The 8,152-nt window shown below is 50.5% G+C and carries 7 protein-coding genes and 1 riboswitch; of the genes, 1 reads left to right on the top strand and 6 read right to left on the bottom strand.

What is annotated here, in order from left to right:
* Positions 1 to 174: 174 nt before the first annotated feature.
* Together murI and btuB are read right to left on the bottom strand one after the other, a co-directional pair.
* Positions 175 to 1,032: a glutamate racemase gene (gene murI / locus FEK42_RS14775; protein ID WP_135493227.1), complete on the bottom strand. Its 858-nt coding sequence runs from the start codon at positions 1,030 to 1,032 to the stop codon at positions 175 to 177.
* Positions 977 to 2,821, bottom strand: coding sequence for a TonB-dependent vitamin B12 receptor BtuB (gene btuB, locus FEK42_RS14770; RefSeq protein ID WP_135493226.1), 1,845 nt, complete (start codon positions 2,819 to 2,821; stop codon positions 977 to 979). The genes murI and btuB overlap by 56 nt, the downstream gene beginning before the upstream one ends.
* Before the next feature lie 64 nt (positions 2,822 to 2,885).
* Positions 2,886 to 3,077: riboswitch (cobalamin riboswitch) on the bottom strand.
* Positions 3,078 to 3,190: 113 nt separating this feature from the next.
* Between btuB and trmA the strand changes: the two genes are divergently transcribed.
* On the top strand, positions 3,191 to 4,291 hold the full coding sequence (gene trmA, locus FEK42_RS14765) for a tRNA (uridine(54)-C5)-methyltransferase TrmA (RefSeq protein ID WP_000187026.1): 1,101 nt from the start codon (positions 3,191 to 3,193) through the stop codon (positions 4,289 to 4,291).
* A 39-nt stretch (positions 4,292 to 4,330) separates the two neighbouring features.
* Here trmA and FEK42_RS14760 read toward each other — a convergent pair whose 3' ends face one another.
* The 4 genes from FEK42_RS14760 to FEK42_RS14745 all read right to left on the bottom strand — a co-directional run bounded on the left by FEK42_RS14760 (position 4,331) and on the right by FEK42_RS14745 (position 7,969).
* Entirely contained in the window at positions 4,331 to 4,690 is a 360-nt protein-coding gene (locus FEK42_RS14760; RefSeq protein ID WP_000806411.1) for a YijD family membrane protein, read from the bottom strand.
* Positions 4,690 to 5,340: an HTH-type transcriptional repressor FabR gene (gene fabR / locus FEK42_RS14755; RefSeq protein WP_001309117.1), complete on the bottom strand. Its 651-nt coding sequence runs from the start codon at positions 5,338 to 5,340 to the stop codon at positions 4,690 to 4,692. Before fabR ends, FEK42_RS14760 begins: the two co-directional genes overlap by 1 nt.
* A gap of 103 nt (positions 5,341 to 5,443) precedes the next feature.
* On the bottom strand, positions 5,444 to 6,760 hold the full coding sequence (locus FEK42_RS14750) for a citrate-proton symporter (protein WP_130206540.1): 1,317 nt from the start codon (positions 6,758 to 6,760) through the stop codon (positions 5,444 to 5,446).
* A 42-nt stretch (positions 6,761 to 6,802) separates the two neighbouring features.
* Complete coding sequence (locus FEK42_RS14745) at positions 6,803 to 7,969, bottom strand: M20 aminoacylase family protein (protein WP_135493225.1); 1,167 nt, start codon at positions 7,967 to 7,969, stop codon at positions 6,803 to 6,805.
* Positions 7,970 to 8,152 lie beyond the last annotated feature (183 nt).

The raw sequence follows: 8,152 nt of genomic DNA, 5'->3' as shown, positions 1-8,152 counted from the left end.
ACAGAGTCAAGCATTTTTTTGCTTTTTCTCTGCCGGAATTCTCAGGAGAATCCCGCTGACCCGGCGGCGTGTTTGCCGTTGTTCCGTGTCAGTGGTGGCGCATTATAGGGAGTTATTCTGAGCTGACAAGAGGAAATTTAAAATAATTTTCCGAATGCGCAACATTCAACCAAATCAGCCTGAAACTGCCAGTTTTTCGAGCATTTCGAAGCCGTAACGCTGTAAAACGGGCAATAATTGTTCAGCTTCTGGCGTCATTGCCATACAAAAGGCAATATTCGCATCGGCAGATTTTGCATCCGGAGCTTCATGTTCCAGCAGCCAGGCCGTTCGGCGGGCAATCGCAGCGCCTGAATCCACCAGTCGGGTTCCCTCTGGCAGCACCTTTAACAGTTCTTCTTGTAGTAGAGGAAAATGGGTGCAACCCAGAACAACGGTATCTGGCGGCTCTTTCATTCTTAACCACGGGCGCAGGATACGTTTTAGCGCATCCAGAGAGATTTCTTCGCCATGCAACTTCGCTTCAGCCAGCTCAACCATTTCTGCCGAGCCTAGCATCTCTATCTGACATTCATTAGCGAAACGCGCGATTAGCTCGTGGGTATAAGAACGTTTTACCGTACCACGAGTTGCCAGCAATCCGACAATGCCATTAGCTGTCAGGCGTGCCGCTGGCTTAATTGCCGGAACGACACCGACAACCGGGAACGCAAACTTCTCGCGTAATGCAGGAAGTGAGACGGTACTGGCGGTGTTGCAAGCGACCACAGCCAGCGCAAGGGGATAACGCTCTTGCACCGCGGTGACAATTTCCACCACACGCTCAACAATAAACTCTTCGCTTTTTTCGCCATACGGAAAAGCGACGTTATCGAAAGCATAAATGTAATGGAGATCCGGTAAGAGATGCCGGATCTCGTCATAGACCGACAACCCACCGACGCCGGAGTCAAACACCAGCACGGTGGGACGTGGTTCAGAAGGTGTAGCTGCCAGACAAGGTGTATTCCCGTCCTGCAGTTTGGTAGCCATAGACTGTCTCATAATCTTTGTCGAACAGGTTGGCTATTTTACCACGAACTGTCAGGTGAGAGGTGACCGGATACGCAACCGCAAGACCCCACAAGCTCACACCGCCCATTTTAACGGTTTGATAAGGATAAGATGAGTAATCCTTATCATAGCGAGAGCCTAAATACTGATAAGTAATACCCCAGTCGAAGTCATACAACTGCCAGTCGAGTTGGTATTTCACCTGCTGTTTAGCACGGCGTAACAACGGCGTGTCAGTAATTGCGTTACGGGCATCAACATAATCGTAACTCACAGTATGCATCAGTGGTCCGGTATCAAAATTGGCGGTCGCCTCGACACCTTTAATCCGCGCTTTCCCTTCGTTGTAATATTTCAGGATATGGTCGTCATAATCGATTAAGTCACTAACATCGTTACGATATCCGGAAATACGCCAGTTCACTCCTGCTGTTAAGCCTTCAAACGCGCCTTCCCACTGTTTGCTTTTCTCAGGGTCCAGATCCGGATTACCGTAGAAGCCGTACAGTTGTCCAAGATTTGGTGCCTTATAAGATGTCCCGTAGGAAGCAATGAAGCGATAACCTTCGATGAACTCCCATCCGACGCTGGTTTGCCAGGTTCCATGACGACCAAACTGTGAGTTATCGTCGCTGCGTGCTGCGCCTTCAAAGGTAAAATCGCCAACTTGTTGCAGCCCGGTCAGATAGATACCGGTGTTACGTTGATCATATCCATCCTCAACGTAACCTGTACCCGGCGTCGTAGTCTGTTTCTGCCAGTCGACACCCGCACCAATACTACCGTGACCAACGATGACATTGTTTGCCCACTGGACGGTGTATTGCTTCATCTCATCGAGAGTCGCCGACGAATCATAACGACCATAATGCGGATCGTAGTTGTAATCTTTGCTATGGCTATAGCTGGAAATGAGTTGTGATTTAATCAGTTCGCCGTTATAGCGCAGCCCGGCGTCCCAACTTTGACTATAGAGTTTACGGGTATCGACCAATGGTGAACCCGGAGAATAATACGCGTCATAATTGGTCCGATTATCATAGCCATAGCCACGTACAAAGCCGCTCCAGGCATCGGTAAAATTATGTTCCAGCGCACCATAAAGCGTTTTACTTAAGAAACCATCGTTATCAGGCTGCGCTTGCATTCCTGTATTGCCGTAAGCGACAACATCATAACCATGGGTATAAGCGTAATCGCCCAACAGAGTTACCCGTGTCTTATCCCCCAGTTGTTGCTGCGTCGAGACATCGTAGTTCTGATAACTATGGCTTCCCCACCCCGCTGAAATTTCCGTTCCAGGTTCATCGCGCGTCGTGATGATATTCACCACCCCGCCTATTGCATCAGAACCATAAACGGCGGAACGCGGCCCACGGATATATTCAACACGCTGGACAAGCGCAATAGGGAACTGACTAAGGTCAGCAGAACCACTCACCCCCGCCAAATTCAGGCGGACGCCATCAATTAACACCAACACATGACTGGCATTTGTGCCACGAATAAAAATAGAAGAAAGCTGACCTGAACCGCCATTTTGGGTGATATCCACGCCAGGGAGACGGCGCAGCACATCATTGACCGAGGTTGACTGCCAGCGGTCGATATCCTGACGCGTCACAACAGTAGTTGGCGCAAGCACAGTGCTGCGCGGCTGTTCAAAACGGTTAGCAGTAACAACGAGAGTATCCGGGCTGGTATCCTGTGCCCAAGCAGAAAAGGCTGTGACGGAACACGCCGTCAGCAGCGAAGCTTTTTTAATCATTGTAAAGCATCCACAATAGATGAAGGATGCCGCAGGTTTCATCAATATTACGCGATGATGAGAACCAGATGCGACGTTGGCCGGCAGGTCTTCGGGCTTGGAGGGGTATCTGAAGATACAAAGAGATGATGACTTCCCACCGGATGGCAGTGTCCGCATAACGCAATCATCGCACCTTTCCTTACCGCTGCGCGTCAGCTCCAGATTCGCACTGGATTCCCTATTAACTCACAGGACCGGCAAGTGGATGCTACAGGTTGTAACAAGTTACTGTCCAGACGTAGCTCACAAATAGGAATTCATCAAGATCTGGACATCTGATGAGCAATCCCTACAATCGCCGCGTACTTTAATTTTTCAGGATACATCATGACCCCCGAACACCTTCCAACAGAACAGTATGAAGCGCAGTTAGCCGAAAAAGTGGTACGTTTGCAAAGTATGATGGCACCGTTTTCTGACCTGGTTCCGGAAGTGTTTCGCTCGCCGGTCAGCCATTACCGGATGCGTGCAGAGTTCCGCATCTGGCACGATGGCGATGACCTGTACCACATCATTTTCGATCAACAAACCAAAAGCCGTATCCGCGTGGATAGCTTCCCTGCCGCGAGTGAACTCATCAACCAGTTGATGACGGCGATGATTGCGGGTGTGCGTAATAATCCCGTTCTGCGCCACAAGTTGTTCCAGATTGATTACCTCACCACGCTGAGTAATCAGGCGGTGGTTTCTCTGCTGTACCATAAAAAGCTGGATGACGAATGGCGTCAGCAGGCGGAAGCCCTGCGCGATGCGTTGCGCGCGCAGAATCTGAATGTGCATCTGATTGGTCGGGCAACGAAAACCAAAATCGCGCTGGATCAAGATTACATCGACGAGCGTCTGCCGGTCGCCGGAAAAGAGATGATCTACCGTCAGGTGGAGAACAGTTTCACCCAGCCAAACGCGGCGATGAATATTCAGATGCTGGAATGGGCGCTGGACGTCACCAAAGGCTCAAAAGGCGATTTACTGGAGCTGTACTGCGGCAACGGTAACTTTTCATTAGCACTGGCGCGCAATTTTGATCGGGTATTAGCCACCGAAATCGCCAAGCCGTCGGTTGCTGCTGCGCAATACAACATCGCAGCTAACCATATTGATAACGTACAAATTATTCGTATGGCGGCAGAAGAATTTACTCAGGCGATGAATGGTGTGCGCGAGTTTAACCGCCTGCAAGGGATCGACTTAAAGAGTTATCAGTGCGAAACCATTTTTGTCGACCCACCGCGCAGCGGTCTGGACAGTGAAACCGAGAAAATGGTGCAGGCGTATCCGCGTATTCTGTATATCTCCTGCAACCCGGAAACGCTGTGTAAGAATCTGGAAACATTAAGCCAGACGCACAAGGTTGAACGTCTGGCTCTGTTTGATCAGTTCCCCTACACGCACCATATGGAGTGCGGCGTATTACTGACCGCGAAGTAAACCCCATGCCGGATGCGCCAGCATCCGGCATGTTACCGATTACTCAGCAACTTCCTGCTTACGGTTACGCATCTTCGCGCCAATCCAGAACACCATAATGACGGACAGCACAGCCGGGAAGAAGTTAGAACCGATATCCGGATATTCCGCACGAACCACAGTGCTATAAAGCAGAACGCCGAGAATAAAACAGGCAGCTGCCAGACCCGGCAAGCCGACCGGCATAGTGCGATTAAGATAACGTTGATGCAGGCAGTAAACCGTCAGCACCAGGGAAATAATCGGGAATACAGAAAATGGCACAATGGAGCTAAACAGCGCTGCGAAAGTACCATTAATCGATAAGCCAGCAACTAACGCCAGCAGCAGCGTACCTCTATCTTGATTTGCTTGTTTCATTACTCGTCCTTCACATTTCCCGGAATAATTGCGGTTTTCTCTTGTTCACGGCGATACCAGTAATAAGCCCCTTTCGAAATCATTCGCAGTTGCAGTACCAGTCGCTCTTCTAATTGCCGACGTTGTTCGACGCCGACATCCAACGCCTCGGCACCCGCACTGAAGACAATCGTCACCATTGCTTCGGCTTGCGCTTCAGTAAACGCGCGCGGCATATGGTTTTCGAGTTCAAGATAGTCCGCAAGTTCCGCAATGAAGTGCTGAATTTCACGCGCAACGGCGGCACGAAACGCGGCGGAGGTGCCGGAGCGTTCCCGCAATAATAACCGGAAGGCGTTAGGATTATTACCGATGAACTCCATAAATGTGGATACCGAGGTACGGATCACACTCCCGCCTTTCGCGATACGCTGACGCGCCTGGCGCATAAGCTGACGCAGCATCAAACCACTCTCGTCAACCATGGTCAGGCCAAGTTCGTCTACGTCGCGGAAATGCCGATAAAAAGAGGTGGGAGCAATGCCCGCTTCACGCGCCACTTCACGTAAACTCAGGCTGGCGAAGCTGCGTTCAGCACTTAATTGGCTAAATGCGGCTTCTACCAGCGAACGTCGGGTTTTTTCTTTTTGCTGCGCTCTTACGCCCATCACGATGTCTGAATCCTTGCCAAAAGTACTGCTGGCACTATACCAGAGAATGAACATACTGGATTGCTCCAGTGTTGTGAATGAACGGTAGCGCAATAAAACACATTTACTGCAACTCTTTGGCCGGTTCTTTTACAAACAATAACGCCAGCATCGACAGCAACGTGCCTCCGCCCAGATACCACGCCGGAGCCGTCAGACTATCCAGTAACACGATGGATTGCGTGGCGAAATATTGCGCAAAACCGCCGAAGATTGCTACACCAATGCTATAAACCAGCGCGAAGCCTAATGCCCGAATCCGTTTCGGCAATAGTTCGGAAATCAGCAACATTACCGGTACCCCACCAAGCGTGGTAAAGCTGACCATCACGAAAACCACCGTCAGCAACATGCCGGGGCTTGGGTAATTCACCAACAACCAGAATGATGGCCAGCTACAGATCAGCACCATCACACGGGAGATTAAAATCAGCTTTTTACGCCCGACCGAATCACATAGCATCCCCACCAACAGCGCGCCCACAAACGTAATTACCCCCGCCAGTAACATCGCTGCATGAGAATAGTGTTGAGGCATTGCCAGATACTTCGCCGCCCAGGTGCCATAGTAAAAGAGGGAAATATAGGTTGCTACCGTGCTACCGATAGCGAGTAAAACACCGTTAATGATAGTCGCTTTATGTTGCAGGAGCAGAGAGAACGCGCTTTCGCTGGCAGCAGCTTTTTTATTGTGTACAGGTTCAGGTACGTCATTTTCCAGACTCAGACGCAGCCAGCAACCGATGGGCGCTAAAAGCACACCAATAAAAAATGGCACACGCCAGCCCCATTCAGCCATTACGGTTTCTGAACCTGTGGCGAACGGTAGCCAAGTGCTCAGACCTAAAGCGACAACACCACCAAAGGTCGTTGCCAGCCCCTGGGTCGCCAGCGACCAACTGCTGTAAAAACCGCGGCGATTTGCCGGAGCTGATTCAACCAGTAAAGACATTGAAGCGCCGACTTCACCTCCTGCCGCAACACCCTGAATTAGACGCGCCAGTACCAACGTCGCCGTTCCCCAATAGCCCGCCGTCGCATATGTCGGCGCGATGCCGATCATCAGCGTACCGAGGCTCATCAGGGCAATGGTGAACACCATCGCGGGTTTACGTCCGAAACGATCGGCCCAGGCCCCGACGATAATTCCACCAAGCGGGCGCATAAAAAAACTCACGCCAAACGTTGCAAATGCCAGTAACAGCGCGACATTGTGATCAGCGCTGGGCGGGAAGAAAAGCGTACTGATATAGACCACAAAAAAGTTGTAAACGCCAAAATCAAAAAATTCGAGCGCATTGCCAAACGCCGACGCAAAAATCACCCGCTTACCGCTGGGCTTTTTCTTCACAATCACGCTTCCATTTACGATCGCCGTCATTCCATGTTCCTTGCCAGAAAGTGTTGTTGTGTGTTGTTTTATTTATTGCAGCCAGGCTTCTACCAGTGCGCCCCAGTAGCTGCACGCCGGGACCAGACTTGCATCGTTGAAGTCGTAGCCCGGGTTATGCACCATGCAGGAACCTTCCCCGACATCGCCATTACCGAACAGCAAAAAAGCGCCTTTCGGCTGGGCTTCCAGCATGAAAGAGAAATCCTCACTGCCCATCAGGGGCTTGATGCCAAACTCGGCCCGATCTTCACCAAACGTTTTACACGCCACCTGCCAGGCGAAGCGCGCTATCTCCTCGTCATTCACTAATACCGGTGTACCGTTAACATGCGTAACCTCAGCCGTAGCGCCAAAGCTGGCAGCCTGGGCTTGCGCCAGAGCCGGAATACGGGTCAGAAGAAGTTGTCGGGTATCGCGGCTAAGAGAGCGGACGCTGATTTTCATCTCAGCACTGTCAGGAATGACGTTAGCCGCCTCTCCTGCAACAATGCTGCCAACGGTAATTACCGCCGCTTCCAGCGGATCGACATTGCGCGACACAATGCTTTGTAATGCGGTGGTGATATGTGCCGCGACCAGCACCGGATCGATGGCTTTGTGCGGGATCGCACCGTGTCCGCCACAACCACGAACCGTAATATGGAACTGATCCATTGACGCCATTAGCGCCCCTGGCTGGAAGAAAAACTTGCCAACCGGCAAGCCCGGCATGTTGTGCATCCCGAAAATGACATCGCAGGGGAAGTGGTCAAAAAGACCTTCTTTAACCATAATCTCGCCGCCGTTAATCATCTCTTCTGCGGGCTGGAAGATAAGACGTAACGTGCCGTTAAAACGACGAGTTTCGGCAAGATAACGCGCTGCACCTAGTAATATCGTGGTATGGCCGTCATGCCCGCATGCGTGCATTAAACCGGGATGTTTACTGGCCCAGGGCTTGCCGCTATTTTCATAAATTGGCAGCGCATCCATATCCGCCCGCAGGCCAATACTTTTCTCTCCGTCGCCCACTTTTAACGTGGCCACTATCCCCGTCGTCGCCAGTCCTTGCTCTACCTCATAACCCCACTGGCGCAGCTTTTCCGCAACCAGAGCACTGGTTTTAAATTCTTGTAGCCCCAACTCCGGATTTTCGTGGATTTGGTGGCGAATCTCGCGCAACTCTTCCTCAAACCCACGAATGTAGTGTTCGATCATCGACTATTCCTTTATTCACTTATAAACAGGTTAATTAACGGATTTTATTGATGGTATAAATATAAAAAAGGAATCAATATAAAATATTTATATATTTGTTTTATAAGAATATTTAACATAGACAATAACAAAAAAGCACACTTCGGCAAGATAAAACTATCAGCCATAAGAAAAAGCGATTAA

The organism is Escherichia sp. E2748 (assembly GCF_005781125.1).
Taxonomy (GTDB): Bacteria; Pseudomonadota; Gammaproteobacteria; order Enterobacterales; family Enterobacteriaceae; genus Escherichia.
This window is presented reverse-complemented; position numbering and strand designations above follow the sequence as displayed.

Bases quoted from the DNA above. Each gene is read 5' to 3' on its own strand.
- btuB (WP_135493226.1), bottom strand. From the start codon at position 2,821: ATGATTAAAAAAGCTTCGCTGCTGACGGCGTGTTCCGTCACAGCCTTT.
- FEK42_RS14750 (WP_130206540.1), bottom strand. From the start codon at position 6,760: ATGACGGCGATCGTAAATGGAAGCGTGATTGTGAAGAAAAAGCCCAGC.
- FEK42_RS14760 (WP_000806411.1), bottom strand. From the start codon at position 4,690: ATGAAACAAGCAAATCAAGATAGAGGTACGCTGCTGCTGGCGTTAGTT.
- trmA (WP_000187026.1), top strand. From the start codon at position 3,191: ATGACCCCCGAACACCTTCCAACAGAACAGTATGAAGCGCAGTTAGCC.
- FEK42_RS14745 (WP_135493225.1), bottom strand. From the start codon at position 7,969: ATGATCGAACACTACATTCGTGGGTTTGAGGAAGAGTTGCGCGAGATT.
- murI (WP_135493227.1), bottom strand. From the start codon at position 1,032: ATGGCTACCAAACTGCAGGACGGGAATACACCTTGTCTGGCAGCTACA.